The sequence below is a fragment of the Coprobacillus sp. genome (assembly GCF_984815275.1).
The window spans coordinates 25,459-40,015 of sequence record NZ_CFJNYH010000014.1; the positions used below are offsets into that span (position 1 = coordinate 25,459).

The following is a 14,557-nucleotide window of genomic DNA, read 5'->3' on the forward strand; positions in this document are numbered from 1 at the left end:
ATTTCAAGAATTCCTATGGAATATCATTCTAACAATGTTTGAAAATTAGGAACAATTACACTACAATGTAAAACTTCATCTTCTTCCTAATAAAACTCATCATATTCAAACCATACAATTGATTATGCTGGTTCATACCCTATTAATATGTATACTTTTTTAGAATCTGCTTTGCTTTCTTAGCAGTTGTTGTGTTTTTAGCGTTTAAACATGTCTTGATAAAATCTAACAACCTTTCATCTTTCTTTCTATCCAAGAGAGACTCAAAATATTCCATACTATAAAAATGAAAACGATCTTTTTGCTTATCAGTATAATCTTTTATCATATTTTCATCTAAAAACAATGAAATAATTTCTTCCTCTAAATCAGGACGATATTGACTCATAATAATAATATCCTTCATTGCTTCTAGACCTGTCAAAACTTTAACATCTTTAATTTGAGAAAAATACTCTTTTTTAATCTTATCAAATTTATTTTGACTATCGACAGGAATCAGATTTGTAATAATCCAATGAAAAATATTACGATGATAAGAATTCTTATGATAACGCAAACTTACAAATAAATCCCAGTATTCATAAAAGAGTTCTGGATTCGTTAAACTAACTGCATTGATTAAATAATAGCTACGATAATAAACATTAATATGTGTTTGTTCTATGAGATTTTGAATAAGTTTCTCACGTATATCCTTACTTTCTACAACTACTGATATATAATCATCTATATGAAATTCTTTTTCTTGAAATGCTTTCAATATCTCTTCGTAATTCAATAATATATCCTCCTTTATTATTTCCATACATATTTATGATCATGTAATGAATAAATTATATCTTTTTACTTTTGACTATAAAGTATTATAGGCAATCTCATCGTATGATGAAATATTTTTTCTTTTTTCAAATAAACCATATCAACTAATTGTTTTCCATCTTCATACATTGAATGGCAATCATCATCTCAAACAAACATTTCAACCATATATCCAATTCTAATTTTTTATATTTGGAAACTAATGTGTTCTATGAAAACTATAATTTATCATAAAAGTTCTCTGCACATTCTCAATTCTCAACTGTGATATGAACATGATCAATGATTGAATGGATAGTATTCCCTCCATAAACTTATATATATTTTTCACTTTATATAAGCCATAAATCATCTAATTCTCAATAATTATAATAGTATGCATTATTACAAATAAACTCTATATCTGCTTGATGACAGTAATCCTCAAATGTCTTCGTTCTATTATCTTCTTCAAATTGATAATAACATATATAAAGCGTTTCAAAATATTCTAATTGCTTTCTGAATTTCTCATTAACATCTTTTTCTGAAATAATCTTTTTGCATTGTTTCACTGCATTTTCCATAGCTTCTTTTGTAATAAGACACCCATTTGGGAAATGATGTGATCCCCAGGCTAGAATCTCAATCCACATATAAAAAAATAATTCAACTGTTTTTGTATCACACTTTTCACTTAAATAAGCTTTTTCAAGCATATTCCTTGCATAATTTACACCAAATTTATCATTTTTATATAATTCATAAAACCATCTTAATTGAGGCATTTTGTTTTCTAAACACTCTGAATAAAGATAGTCTCTTAAAAACACATCCAATGCATAAGGAATTCTCCCATTACCACGCTTACAAAAATCATATCCTTGTTCATCACAGAGCTCCTTTGTGAAGTGAAATAATACATCACGCAGCTTATCCTTATCCCATTGAGAAAGAGAGATAACATAATCTTGAATATACTTATTCGCTTGTTTTTTTAATCCTCTTTCATATAACTGATAATATTCCAACAAACTATTTATAAATACATGATAATCCATTATTCCACCTCAACTCTCTATATCCTACATTTTCAGATGATAAACTTAAATCCTAGAACAATAAAAATTTTATCTTTTATTATTTTTCTACAACTTGTTTACGAGTCAATCAAATCATCCCTACACGATACACATAAATAAGACCTTCATAATTTTAATCACATATTAAGAATTATAAAATCACTAATAATCATTAATATTATATCATTACTCCAGTATTTAAGCATTTCTTTTTTTATATTCCCACTATTTCACTATGTTCAAAACGTAATGAAATACAAAACATAAAAGTAAGAAATAATCTCCTCTATAATTTCAAATCAAGAGATTGCTTCTTACTATTACTTATTTAATCTTCATTAAAGATGATAAAACTTGATATTGTAAAAACTATTAGAAAATAAGTTCATAAGCAAGTTTCGGACTATCTTGGAAAATAACTGTACCACAATATTTATAACCTTCTCGTTCTAAAATATGTTGCATTGCTTTATTATGGGGATCTGTATCCACGCGAATAGCAAATACATTTTTAGATATACATAATTTTTTTACAAGCTGAAGAGTTGCTTTTGATGCTCCTTTTCCTCTCCCCTCTTTTCCAAAAGCCATCCTATGGATAACAGCGTAATCATGAGAGCTAAACCAGCTTCCATTGATATTGTTATAAGCAGGTTCACCAGCAAAATCAATGCAAAGATATCCAAATGGTAAATTATTGAAACTTAGTATATAACCTCTTTCTTCTTGAATATCTTCAATGACTGTATCTATATTTGGATAATTTTCAGTCCATTGTATAAAACCTTGTTGATTCTGATATTTTCTAGCATCATTAATAAAAGTAAAACACATTTTCGCTTCATTCATTTTTGCGAGTCTCATTTCAATCATTACATACCTCCTTACAGTCATATTTTTCAGAGCAAACTTATTCATTTAGACAATTTTAATGATTATGACAATATATATTTGGCTTTCATTTCAGTTAACCATGTTTCAATTGCTTGCACTAATATATATTGTTGTTGCAAAACGGCTAAACCTGTTTCAGGAATATCAGATAATGCTACTTTTTCATCAAGATTTTCTTCTAAATACATTTTAAGAGTTTTAATATTGTCTTCAATACGTATTAAGCAAGATTTTTGACCTTCTAATGGAAGACTAGATAAATTAACAATAACCGCATTGAAATCTAAAAAAAAGTGAATAGGATGTGATGCAATCTCATACATAAGAGTTTCAAATTTCTTTTCTCCATTTTTAGTAAGTGAGTAGATTGCTTTCTCTGGCATTTTTCCAACTTTGACACAATGGCTACTGATATAACCTTTTTCTTCAAGTTGAATAACCTTTTTATAGATTGATGGTGTACTAATTTTTACCCATTTAGAAATATTACGATACTCTACTAATTTTTGAATATCATAAGCACTTAGTGATTCTTTCTTTAGTATTCCTAATACAATTAAATCTATAGTTGCCATAAGTTCCTCCTTTTTTATTGACAAATAGTATAATTTATAGTAGTATAACTTTCATCTTCTGTATACTATAATTTATAGTACTATAAGTTATTTCTTATGTCAAGCGAAAGGAGAATGACACATGAATCAAAATAACAAAAAATTGGAATTACTAGGCAGTATTCCAATTCAAAAAGCACTATTAACTCTTGGATTACCAACTATGATTGGTATGCTCATCAATGCACTCTATAATATAGTTGATACCTACTTTGTTGGTGGACTTGGAACACATCAAATGGGTGCAGTTACGGTCGTATTTCCACTAGGGCAGATTATTGTTGGTTTAGGACTATTATTTGGCAATGGGGCCGCTGCTTATCTATCAAGACTTCTTGGATGTGGAGATAAAGACACTGCCAATAAGGTTACAAGCACAGCTCTCTATAGCAGTCTCTTTGTTGGAGCAATTATGATTATTTTCTCAGTCATCTTTTTAAAACCCATTCTTAAACAGATTGGTGCCATTGATAATGTTATGCCTTATGCAATGACCTATGCTCGTATTTACATTACATTCTCTATTTTTAATATATTTAATGTCACAATGAATAACATTGTCTCAAGTGAAGGATCTGCAAAAACAGCAATGAGTGCATTATTAGCAGGTGCTCTATTAAATGTTATATTAGATCCAATTTTTATTTATACATTTGATTATGGAATTGCTGGTGCTGCCATCGCTACTGCTATTTCACAAATTGTCTCTACTTTCGTTTATTTACGTTATATTCTACTTAAGAAAAGTATCTTTAATTACAGTATTAAAGAATGTCAATTTTCTAAACAGATTATGTCAGAAATTTTAAAAATAGGAATTCCTACGCTTATTTTTCAGTTACTCACAAGTCTTTCTATAGGAATGATGAATGATGCAGCAAAAAATTATGGTAATTCTGCACTTGCAGCCATGGGTCCATTAACGAAAATAATGTCAATGGGAAGTCTAGTTGTCTTTGGGTTCTTAAAAGGATTCCAACCAATAGCAGGATTCAGTTATGGTGCAAAGAAGTTTGATCGTTTGTTTAAGGCTATTAAAATATCTATATTATGGTCTACGATATTTTGTGGAATTTTTGCTTTAATTAGTATAATATTTCCTACACAAATGATGTCATTATTCACTAAAGGTGATATAGAAATGGTTAAGATTGGTTCAGTTGCATTAAGAGCTCAAGGAATTACTTTTATATTCTTTGGCTTCTATACAGTGTATTCATTCCTATTTCTTGTTATGGGGAAAGCAAAAGAAGGATGTATTTTAGGTGCATGTAGACAAGGTATTTGCTTTATACCTCTCATACTTATCTTACCAAAATATTGGGGATTATATGGTATTTTGTATGCTCAACCAATTGCTGATATACTCTGTGCTGTTATCACTGTATTTATGGCTATTAAACTTCATAAAGACCTAATTACAGCAAAAAAACAGTTTCTTTCAAAAAATACAGTATCATCGATTTGATGTGAGTGGTAATCATGAATTTAAATTATAAATTGAAAAAACCAATCATCTGGATAAAATTCAATGATTGGACTTTTTCATCTTGAGTTACTATTTCCTTTATTCTCATCATTCACTTCCGTATATTCTTTTATTGTATAACAACATTTTCAATGACTATATCTGCTTGACTCAATAGAATGATTTTCATTATATTTATCTATTTCATAAATCAATTTATACAGAGAATAGATATTTTCACTTTCATCTCTTTCCAATATTCAGTTTTCTCAAAAAATAGGATAAGATCTAAGAGATTAGTAATCTTATCACCATCCCATACATGATTGTGCCAAAATACGCCTGCTTCTTTCATTGGTCCAAGACTTTCTTGATACAAAGTATAACGAATTCTAGAATTTTATATAATCAATACTATAGATAAGTCTTTACACTTTCACTCATTTTATTTTAAATATTGACAAGGGCTTAAATTTCTTAATGACCATCAAAAAACAAATTATTTTATTTCAAAATGCATATAAGTAAAATTCGAAATCATCTATGTTATATTCATAAAATATAGATATTTTGTTTTATGTGCTCAAATACCAAGTATATCCAAACTTATCAAGTACTTCCGCTCCACCATCGTTATCATGCGGAACTGGATGTGGTAGAAATTCCTGAACAAGTGTACCACCTTCTGCGAGTTTTTCAGATACTTCTTCAATCACTTTTCTAGATGGTAACACAAAACAAATTGCCATACCTGAAATCACTACTGCTCCTTCTATATCTGCTCCCATAATACACCCATCATATTTAGTAAAAGTAATAGTTGCATGCATAATAGGATTATTAGGATTATTTTCTCGTCTTACAAAAACAGTTTTTCCACCACCAAAAACTCTGGCATAAAATTCAAATGCTTCTTCACACTTTCCATGAAATGTTAAATAAGGAGTTAACAAAAGAACCACCTCCTGTTTGTTGAACTTCATATATATTATTATATATTTAATAATTCATTATTTCATTGTAAAAATAAGACATAGGTTTAAATATTGAATATTATAAGATAAAAACACATCAATGAATATCATTTTCTTATTGAATTATAAAAAATCAATACCATCTCTAGATTTATATTCACTAATTAAATTGAAGATAATTCAATGTCATATATATCATTAATTATTATCTTGCTTCCATTTGATAATAAAATAATATTTTCATAATCATCTATCTTTTTAACATGTTCTATAACAGTGATATATTTACCACCTTCTTTTTTAGAATCTGGAATAAAATATGTTATTGTTACATTTGGACAATTCTTTATATTTTGACGAATTCTCTGTAATGCATTATTAATTATTTCTTGTTGACAGGTATCTAACTCTTTCTTTTCAGTCGTTAAACGTTCTGTTTCTACAATACGTTCCTTATGGCCTGTTAATGCTGCAAATGGTGCAAATTGCGCTGCTCTATCACGTGTGGACATTTGTGGGTGCTTCTTTGAAATATGACGTGGCATATTGATAATATCATCATATTTATGAATATCTTCTTTCATACGACACCTCCAATATTTAGGCCTTATGCCCTCCAATAGTTCCATTACGTGTAATTGCTGTGGCACCTTCTTCAAGGTCCATAGCCTTTAAAACAGAATTCTTTCCATATTTTTTCTTTATTTCTAATGTCGCTTGTTGCAGTCTTTTATCTTTTTCCAATTCTTCTTTTTGTCTTTTTCGTTGTTTTTCTAAAGCATCATAGTCTACAAACAAATCCATCTGTTCAATGACTTCTTGATTTGCAACTAAACTTTCATCGAGAACATGATTCGCAGAAATATGAATTCTTCTAATATAAAGTCTTTTATCTACAATTTTGTCATAAACATCTAATACTTTATCAATCATTAATAATGAAGATGATGTTGACATTCCAAGATGAATTGTTTTGTGGGCATGTTTAGGTATTTTACGACCATAGTAATCTGTTGTGACTTCACCTTTATATTTGGATTGATTATGTGAAAGATTGCCTTTATCATAACCTACTGTCAATGTTATCTGATCTGTAACAAGTTGCTTATCAACAAGATTAAGAGCAAGTTGGTCAACCATCTCTTTGACAACTAGCCTTGCTTTCTCAAAATTGTAAGGCTCACTCAAAACTTGCCCACTACCAATACTTTGATGATCAGGTTTATATGACTTAATATCTTTCATAGAACATGATTCATATCCCCATGCATGGTCAATCAGCAATTCTGCATTAATGCCAAATTCATCATATAATATATCTTCATTATGTATAGAACATCTTGCAATGTCTCCCATCGTATATAATCCTAATTTCTCTAGTCTTTTCGTATATCCTCTGCCTACTCTCCAAAAATCTATTAATGGCTTATGATTCCATAAATATTGTCGATATCTCAATTCATTTAACTGAGCAATTCTTACACCATCCTCATCTGGTCTAACATGTTTAGCAACTATATCCATAGCAATTTTACATAAGTACAAATTTGTTCCAATCCCAGCTGTTGCTGTCATTCCAGTTGTTTGAAAGATATCTATTATCATTCTTTTTGTAAACTCTCTTGCTGTCATTTTACTATTTTTCAAATAGCTCGTTATATCTGCAAATATCTCATCAATTGAATAAACATGAATATCCTGTGGAGATAAGTATTTTAAATAGACTTGATAAATTCTTGCACTGTAATCAATATAAAATGACATTCGAGGTGTTGCAATTATATAAACAAGTTCTAAATTGGGATTTCTCTGTAATTCTTGTTCATCAAAAGATGTACCCGAAAATTGATGTTTTGTTGCTTTTTTCATTCTTTGTTTATTAACTTCTTTTACTTTTTGTACAACCTCAAACAATCTTGCTCTCCCACCTATACCATACTTTTTTAAGGAGGGTGAAACTGCTAAACATATTGTTTTTTCTGTTCTACTTGAATCAGCAACAACTAAATGAGTTGTCAATGGATCAAGACCTCTTTCCCTACACTCAACAGATGCATAAAAAGATTTTAAATCAATTGCCACATAGATATGATTATTCCTTTTCACCTGTTACCTCCTAAAAATATCATATTTGTCTTTTAAACCATACATAACATGTTATACCGTTTCAAAGTCATATTTATAAATTTAATGAATTATCTCACTAAATTGCAGTTTAAAAGAGTTGGTATAATCATCTCATATCTATTATTGACAAACACTACTAAAAAAGTCACCCATATTATGAGGTTTTAATAGTTTTATGTAACTTGTAAGGGAAGACAATAGAACAATATCTTTTTAACCCATTATGCTTAGTATTTAAGTATACATGATATCACATATAATACATTATCACTTCTCTTAGTAATTTGTGATAATTTCTTTGTTAATATATCTTTATATGTAACCTATTCTCTTGTCGAATATTTAATAGAAATCAACTCCATTTTTATAAACAAATCATATCATATAAAGTTGCATATATCAATATATTATGCAACTTTATAAAAATGAATAATTGATCATGTCTCATGTCTTGAAATAAAAAATGGTATTTCATCAACACCCTAAAGATGTGGATGAAATACCTATCAGAATAAAATAAAAACTTAACTATAATCATATTTTTCTATTAAAAATGACTTTTTATCTGAATTTACAGCAAATAGTTATTTTCTCGATTTGCAACTTGGAAATCAACTAATTTGTATGTTGCATATCCTCCGATAATCAAAGGTTCCATGAGACAAAGTTTTTCTGCTTCTTCACGACTTTCTGCTTTTAAAATATACATACCAGCCATCCCTGGATAACCTTTAAAAACACCACAAATTTCCAACTTCCCCTCATCATCTAACCTTCTTATGTTATCAACATGTTCTGTGACAACTTTTTTTGTTAACCTATTATAACTTTTGCTCTTCTCAAGCATTACCATGTACATCAATTTACCCATACAACTTTCTCCTCCATGAATTCTAATTTTTTTATAAAACCGCTACTGTTTTTCATTGTGCCCAATAATCTATACAAGGATTATTTTCAGCACCAATAATACTTTCTCTTTCAAAATCATAATCAAGAAAAGCTTCACTATTTAAATAAAAAACATTCTTAAGATAAAATGTAATTATAGTTTTAAAACACAGTTCTACAGAAGCATGCATTTTTTGAAAGCCATCGTCTGGCGAATAATGGAAAATAGTTTACTTATTGCTATTTGTTATCATATAACAGATATAGCAAGATGAATAGTCAGCTAATAGAGGAATAATTGTTCTCATTTGGAATTCTCTTATATCGTCTGAAACTAACATTTGTAAGAGAGTGTAATACTCACTTTCTAATTATATAATATGTATCAACCTATAACCAGGTATAAAATCCATATATTTTTGATTTTCTGTATTTCTATATGTTCCTGCTACTTCTCCATATATAGTTTGAAAAACTTTAGGAACAATAGAAATGATCTTATTCAAGGTTTAACTCCATGTCTGACTTGCAATCTCCAAACTATCTTTATAACCATTTCTCATTTTATCTGACAAAGAAAGATACTCCTTTACTAATGCATTTATCATTATTTTGCAATTCCTCCTTAACTTCTCATTTCCTATCAATAAGATGGAATTCGTATTATTAAAAATGACAAAGCATAATATATTCTTCCTCATTTTCATTTACAATTACAAATCCTATTTTTTGATACAGTTTAATAGCATAGTTTTCTTTTTGTACAGCAAGCGATGCTTGTTTATACCCTCTGAATCTCAAAATACGGAGCATTTCTTTCATTAAATCAGTACCTATTCCCAATCCCCGATAATCTTTATATAGGGCTATCGCAAGAGATGGGGTATCATTGTCTATATGTCCATAATCATTCATAATGCGTCCCCATACTAGACCGATAACTTTCTTATCAATTTCTGCAACCAAACCTATATCATCTTCTCTCTTTCCAAAGTCAGTTATATATATCTGTAATTCTGGCCGATTAATAATTGATCTCGATGGTGCAGGCACACCCTCTGGTACAAAGATTGCTTCGTACAAAAAATCTTTAAGCAAGCTATATTCACTCTCTCTTATTGTTCTTATTTTATAGTCCATAACCGCCTCCTGCAAAATTCAATTTATTAAATTATTTTTAATAAAACTTCAATGACAATAGTATGAATACAGATTCCTCAAATTATAGTCATCACTATTACTGGATTAATAGAAATGATATGACTTAATAAAATCATTAACCCCCAATACTATAGATGCACCACCTTCTATTCTACAATGTAAAATAATATTTTTCACTCCACTATATATCTATATAAATGGGATCCTTCCTTTTATGATTATAACCAGACCAAAAACATTAAATAAACATCCTATAATAAAAGTAATTTTCATAATCTTAATATTCTTCAAATTCTTATTTATCAATCCAAAACCAAATATATGTTTCTCCCCCAATAATTTAAACTGTTTATTTTTATGTCATCACAACATTCTCCAATATCAGGCTGTGAAATCATCAAACCACATAATATGCTCACTTTCACAAATTTATATTTTTAGACTATTTCTGAACTCAAAATAACATTTGCAAACTTCTTGTTTAATGAAGCCATATATACATTTTGAATAAGCGTCGCTGGTAATGTAACACCATTCCATTCTAAATCTTTAGTTGCACAACCATCCGATATCAGTGTAATTTGATAGCCATAATCTTTAGCAGCTCTAACAGTTGTATCAATATATATATGTGTCATCATCCCACAAACAACTAACTCTGTTATCTCACTCTCTATCAGTTTATGATGCAAATTTGTTTCATAAAAACTATTTGGATAATGTTTTTCAATAACTGTTTGTAAGTGGTAAACAAGGATTTCGCCTTCTAACTATTCAAGGGATTTATTTATAGAATTATAGAACATTACTAAACTTGTACTCAGCAACACACCACCAATAATATCCGTAAACCAATGCACACCTGATATTAATCTTCCAATCACCATAAGTGAGGTAAATACCAAAATAGCATACTTAACAACTTTTCTTACCTTTTCATTATGAATACGCTTATTCATTTGTATAATGGCTGTTGGCATAACACACATCACTAATAGTGTTGTTGATGAAGGATAAGACGCTTCTAGATAACCATTAATCAATACTGGTCTATAATTGATTGCAAACACCTCAAATAAAATATATGTGGTAAATACTATGATGTAGAAACCTCCAAGAATCAAAATATCATAATCTACCTTGAACAAGTTTTTTCTTTTTATTAACTGTACAAGTCCGAGTATTGCAAATCCTAGTACGACAGACACTGGTAATAATCCCAACCAGTCAGTAATGACATATATCAGCATATGTGTTCCAGTAAGATTATGAAAGAATTCATTAAACGTTGCAAAACCTACTGCGGAATCTCTTGGTCCTATCATCTGTACATCCACATAACAAATTGCCATTGTCCATAAAATAAACAAGAGGAATAAACCTCCTGTTATCACAAAATTTTTTCTCTGTTTTTTCATTTTTTATCCATCCTTTCGTGTTTGGCTTTTGCCTAAACACAATATAGTCGATGGCATAAAAATATGAAAGAATTGGTGCGTCACATATCTGATACGATTCGTGTCATGTCCATTTTATAAGCATCAAAGTCTTTATAATCATAAAAACCAAAATGAAAGTCCCTGCATATGGTTGACGACTAAGCATAAAAAATAATGTTGCTAAGACACTCAAACTTAAAGATAGTTTGCTTTTTATTCTAATCCAAAAAAGTGTTGTACAATTTTGAAGCGCCAATGTTATAACTCCACATAATATCAATCCAATGACAATAATCATATAAGGAACAATTATGTAACTTTCAGCTTTGGTATAAGATAACAAGGAAACGGATTCTATTACATCTCCAGTATTTTGTGCGAATATTGGTAGGAAAAAATATGTCGCTACTGAACAATCTAGTAAACCAAATACCAAATCTCTAAAATGATGGATTCTTTGTTTACTATCCTCTTGTGCAACAGTAAAGATTTCTTCCCTTGAAAGTAAATCATCAAGGGATATTGCAAAAAATTTGATATTTCTTTTAAAGAATCAATGCTTGGATATCCTCTACCTGATTCCCATTTTGAAATAGCTGTTCTTGATACAAACAACATTTCAGCAAGTTGTTCTTGTGTCAAATTTTTATTCTTTCGAAGTTCCTGTAATTTCTCATTAAACTCCATTCTGTCATCTCCTCGCTATACAATGTTGCATTCCAACTCAACTGATTCTAATTAGATATTATCTAAACCTATTATAACAGAATTGTTGATTTCTTAAAAAACATTTTCATCATATCAATGACTATAATACTTCTTTCTATCCAATTAACAACATGTTCAAATTGTACACCAAAAATTATCTATTTCTCATTATGATAAACCATTCAGCTTCATATAAAAAACAGTTTATATTTTACGCCAAAAGCTACATTAATCTCTGTACAAGTTTGTTACCTTACTACAAACTCCACACATACACACTCATGTGCGTATATGCAAACAAACAAAAAACCCATAAATGGGTCTTTCGTGTATGTACATAGTTGTATGTAAGCATTGAAACCTAAGTTTTCTATTATACTATTGATACCAAATATACTTTAAAATAAACACCTGTCAAATAACTTTTCTCTCTATTTTTCATCTTTTAACTTTATAGGAACATATCTTTGCATTTGTCGATATCCAAGTCCTTTTTCTATATCCTGTTGATACGCATTGTTTTCATCTAAATACGGCATATTAAACATAAACTTTCTATTCTTATCTATTTCAAAATTAGTATTTTCAATCCATTGAAATATTTTCTCTTGAACTTTTTGAATGCTCTCATCATCTTCATCTATACTAACAGCCATAGCATATAAACCACCTTTAAAATCAATGATTTCCATCGGACTAACATCCTCTTGTTTGATATCATCCTTAATTGCACAAATCATTTCACCTAAAGTATCATCTACTACCATTGTGAAATCCAAACAATCAAATATAATCGTTCGAAAAAGGTGATAGTGCTGCCATAATTGAAACATGTATCCACCATTTTTAAAAATATCTTCCCATGAATGGATTCCCGTAGTTATTGCTTTAAATGAAGGAACTCTAACAACCATGATATCGGGTACTTTTTTATCTAATTTATTTGTGACTTCAATAAGACGGGAAACATTGGATGGCTTCCCTATATAATCAACATTGGTAATCTGCATCTCTATCTCTTTTGCTTTGTCATATAATTGTTTAATGTCCGACTCGACCGTAAAGTTTAATGTTTCAATTTCTTGTATGAAATCAAACACTATTTCTTTAAGCTGATACAATAATGATATTTCATCATCTATACTTTCTATTTTCTTTTTTAATACATCTAAAACCACCTCTGATCCAGTTGTATCAAAGATACGCTTAATGTCCTTGATGCTTATATTTAATTTACGTAGTATCAAGATTTGCTCAATTCGCCTAATTGCATCCTCATCATACATTCTATAGGACACTTCATCACTACGGATACTTGTCAATAACCCTATATCTTCATAGTAGCGTAATGTTCTCGCTGTAATATCATACCTATTGGAAATATCTCTAATCTTTATTAATTTGTCCATAATATATGCTCTCCTTCTAAAGTATAATTATATTATATAGGGTTCCCTAAAGGAAGAGTCAATATTTATATTCAAAATAAGCAAATCTTGAGAGCATATTCGCTTTATTGCTATTACTGCTGTCTCTATCATAATAATCCCGCTAGATACAGTTTAATTTTTCTATAAACTTTAAAGATTTCTGCATATTGCATAAGTTTAGAAATATTCTTATATTTTTTAAAATATTCCTTAAATGCTACTTGTTTATCTTGGAATTAATACTTATCCTGAAAATATCACAAATTGTTCTTTCTAGATCATAACAACGAACAATATGTCCATTAGGGTTAGTTACTTCTATGATACCAATTTGATATCTATCCTTAATAGAAGTGTATTCTTTAATTCCCTATTTTGTTAAATGATTAACTTTATATCCATATGGTAGTGTCACTAAATAATATAATGGTTCTCTATCTGACATATCCAACAAATAACTTGGTGATTCATGGAAAAAAACAGCTTTAGAATATTTATATGATAAAACATAAAAATAATCTATCCATAAATCAGTATATATATACAATCCTCTAGTAATCCTTTTATAGTTATTCTTTTTTAAGAATTCTAAACAGTATTGTTTAGAAACACCTAAATCAATTATATCTTTTAGCATAATAATTCCTTCATTATCATTTGAATATCTCACCATGATTTCACTCTCATTCATTTTATCACCTTACTTTCATACTATATATTATAATTAAACGTAGTTTAAAGCTAAATATGATGATATTATTCATAGAAAGAAAATAAACAATGTTAGTAAAGAATTGAAATTCTTTAAAAAATTATTTCTTATTTGTCGTTTGTAATTACAAAAAGAAAACTAGATTTTTTCAATATATACATTATTTCATCATACCAATGACTATAATACTTCTTTCTATCCGATTAACGATATGTTCAAATTGAACACCAAACAATCTCCTATAAAAACATCATAT

General features: G+C 29.0%; 15 protein-coding genes. 1 reads left to right on the top strand and 14 read right to left on the bottom strand.

What is annotated here, in order from left to right; translation table 11 throughout:
- Positions 1-142 precede the first annotated feature (142 nt).
- The 4 genes from AC5M21_RS06520 to AC5M21_RS06535 all read right to left on the bottom strand — a co-directional run bounded on the left by AC5M21_RS06520 (position 143) and on the right by AC5M21_RS06535 (position 3,352).
- Positions 143-781, bottom strand: coding sequence for a hypothetical protein (locus AC5M21_RS06520; protein ID WP_008790751.1), 639 nt, complete (start codon positions 779-781; stop codon positions 143-145).
- A gap of 400 nt (positions 782-1,181) precedes the next feature.
- Entirely contained in the window at positions 1,182-1,862 is a 681-nt protein-coding gene (locus AC5M21_RS06525; RefSeq protein WP_008790752.1) for a hypothetical protein, read from the bottom strand.
- 393 nt (positions 1,863-2,255) lie between these two features.
- Positions 2,256-2,756, bottom strand: a complete 501-nt coding sequence (locus AC5M21_RS06530) for a GNAT family N-acetyltransferase (protein ID WP_017144114.1) — start codon at positions 2,754-2,756, stop codon at positions 2,256-2,258.
- Between the two features lie 62 nt (positions 2,757-2,818).
- Positions 2,819-3,352 (bottom strand): PadR family transcriptional regulator, encoded by a 534-nt coding sequence (locus AC5M21_RS06535; RefSeq protein ID WP_008790754.1) that lies wholly within the window; start codon positions 3,350-3,352, stop codon positions 2,819-2,821.
- Positions 3,353-3,473: 121 nt separating this feature from the next.
- Here AC5M21_RS06535 and AC5M21_RS06540 point away from each other — a divergent pair, with 121 nt between their 5' ends.
- Positions 3,474-4,859 carry an MATE family efflux transporter gene (locus AC5M21_RS06540; protein ID WP_008790755.1) on the top strand — a complete coding sequence of 462 codons (1,386 nt, stop codon included), beginning with the start codon at positions 3,474-3,476 and terminating at the stop codon, positions 4,857-4,859.
- 575 nt (positions 4,860-5,434) lie between these two features.
- Here AC5M21_RS06540 and AC5M21_RS06545 read toward each other — a convergent pair.
- The 10 genes from AC5M21_RS06545 to AC5M21_RS06590 all read right to left on the bottom strand — a co-directional run bounded on the left by AC5M21_RS06545 (position 5,435) and on the right by AC5M21_RS06590 (position 14,280).
- Positions 5,435-5,812, bottom strand: a complete 378-nt coding sequence (locus AC5M21_RS06545; RefSeq protein ID WP_008790757.1) for a VOC family protein — start codon at positions 5,810-5,812, stop codon at positions 5,435-5,437.
- A gap of 185 nt (positions 5,813-5,997) precedes the next feature.
- A complete protein-coding gene (locus tag AC5M21_RS06550) occupies positions 5,998-6,417 on the bottom strand; it encodes a YolD-like family protein (RefSeq protein WP_008790758.1) in 420 nt (139 codons plus the stop codon).
- Between the two features lie 16 nt (positions 6,418-6,433).
- Entirely contained in the window at positions 6,434-7,939 is a 1,506-nt protein-coding gene (locus AC5M21_RS06555; RefSeq protein ID WP_008790759.1) for a Y-family DNA polymerase, read from the bottom strand.
- Between the two features lie 592 nt (positions 7,940-8,531).
- Positions 8,532-8,831 carry a YciI family protein gene (locus AC5M21_RS06560; protein ID WP_008790760.1) on the bottom strand — a complete coding sequence of 100 codons (300 nt, stop codon included), beginning with the start codon at positions 8,829-8,831 and terminating at the stop codon, positions 8,532-8,534.
- A 686-nt stretch (positions 8,832-9,517) separates the two neighbouring features.
- Entirely contained in the window at positions 9,518-9,991 is a 474-nt protein-coding gene (locus tag AC5M21_RS06565) for a GNAT family N-acetyltransferase (RefSeq protein WP_008790762.1), read from the bottom strand.
- Between the two features lie 458 nt (positions 9,992-10,449).
- Complete coding sequence (locus AC5M21_RS06570) at positions 10,450-10,770, bottom strand: isochorismatase family protein (RefSeq protein ID WP_083807019.1); 321 nt, start codon at positions 10,768-10,770, stop codon at positions 10,450-10,452.
- A gap of 12 nt (positions 10,771-10,782) precedes the next feature.
- Positions 10,783-11,406 (bottom strand): phosphatase PAP2 family protein, encoded by a 624-nt coding sequence (locus AC5M21_RS06575; protein WP_493531480.1) that lies wholly within the window; start codon positions 11,404-11,406, stop codon positions 10,783-10,785.
- A gap of 462 nt (positions 11,407-11,868) precedes the next feature.
- The gene (locus AC5M21_RS06580) at positions 11,869-12,138 is read right to left on the bottom strand and encodes a helix-turn-helix domain-containing protein (protein ID WP_236916388.1); all 270 of its coding nucleotides are present in this window, start codon (positions 12,136-12,138) and stop codon (positions 11,869-11,871) included.
- A 452-nt stretch (positions 12,139-12,590) separates the two neighbouring features.
- The gene (locus AC5M21_RS06585) at positions 12,591-13,568 is read right to left on the bottom strand and encodes a MerR family transcriptional regulator (RefSeq protein WP_008790774.1); all 978 of its coding nucleotides are present in this window, start codon (positions 13,566-13,568) and stop codon (positions 12,591-12,593) included.
- Positions 13,569-13,959: 391 nt separating this feature from the next.
- Entirely contained in the window at positions 13,960-14,280 is a 321-nt protein-coding gene (locus tag AC5M21_RS06590) for a type IV toxin-antitoxin system AbiEi family antitoxin domain-containing protein (protein WP_008790775.1), read from the bottom strand.
- Between the last annotated feature and the right edge of the window lie 277 nt (positions 14,281-14,557).

Bases quoted from the DNA above. Each gene is read 5' to 3' on its own strand.
- AC5M21_RS06530 (WP_017144114.1), bottom strand. From the start codon at position 2,756: ATGATTGAAATGAGACTCGCAAAAATGAATGAAGCGAAAATGTGTTTT.
- AC5M21_RS06585 (WP_008790774.1), bottom strand. From the start codon at position 13,568: ATGGACAAATTAATAAAGATTAGAGATATTTCCAATAGGTATGATATT.
- AC5M21_RS06540 (WP_008790755.1), top strand. From the start codon at position 3,474: ATGAATCAAAATAACAAAAAATTGGAATTACTAGGCAGTATTCCAATT.
- AC5M21_RS06535 (WP_008790754.1), bottom strand. From the start codon at position 3,352: ATGGCAACTATAGATTTAATTGTATTAGGAATACTAAAGAAAGAATCA.
- AC5M21_RS06560 (WP_008790760.1), bottom strand. From the start codon at position 8,831: ATGGGTAAATTGATGTACATGGTAATGCTTGAGAAGAGCAAAAGTTAT.
- AC5M21_RS06565 (WP_008790762.1), bottom strand. From the start codon at position 9,991: ATGGACTATAAAATAAGAACAATAAGAGAGAGTGAATATAGCTTGCTT.
- AC5M21_RS06580 (WP_236916388.1), bottom strand. From the start codon at position 12,138: ATGGAGTTTAATGAGAAATTACAGGAACTTCGAAAGAATAAAAATTTG.
- AC5M21_RS06525 (WP_008790752.1), bottom strand. From the start codon at position 1,862: ATGGATTATCATGTATTTATAAATAGTTTGTTGGAATATTATCAGTTA.
- AC5M21_RS06590 (WP_008790775.1), bottom strand. From the start codon at position 14,280: ATGAATGAGAGTGAAATCATGGTGAGATATTCAAATGATAATGAAGGA.
- AC5M21_RS06550 (WP_008790758.1), bottom strand. From the start codon at position 6,417: ATGAAAGAAGATATTCATAAATATGATGATATTATCAATATGCCACGT.